Genomic DNA, 306 nt, shown 5'->3' on the forward strand with positions numbered 1-306 from the left:
CCGTCCAGGTCGACCAGCCACGCGCCGTCCGACCGTTCGAGGCAGGCGCCGCTGGGCAGTTTCTCGCGGACGACCGCGCTGAACGGGAAGGGCACCCGATAGCGCCCGGTGAACTGCAGATCCGACAGCCCGGGGCGGGTCGCGGCGGTCAGCGCCAGGGTCTTGGCGAAGCGCGTGGCGTACAGTTCGGACAGGCGCCGAAACCCTTCCTGACGTCGCACCGCGACCGCATCGTCGCAGCGATCGACGCGGAAAAAACGCGCTTCCGGATGGTCATAGGCGGGCACCTGCGCGGCCATGCGCTTG

The 306-nt window shown here is 69.9% G+C and carries 1 protein-coding gene; it reads right to left on the reverse strand.

Features of this window, described 5'->3' with window-relative positions; genetic code table 11:
• Positions 1 to 306 (reverse strand): hypothetical protein (locus tag CVH10_RS25915; protein WP_219924855.1); only part of this gene is annotated, 306 nt, incomplete at both ends.

It is taken from the genome of Halomonas sp. ND22Bw (assembly GCF_003011945.1).
Lineage (GTDB): Bacteria > Pseudomonadota > Gammaproteobacteria > Pseudomonadales > Halomonadaceae > Halomonas > Halomonas halophila.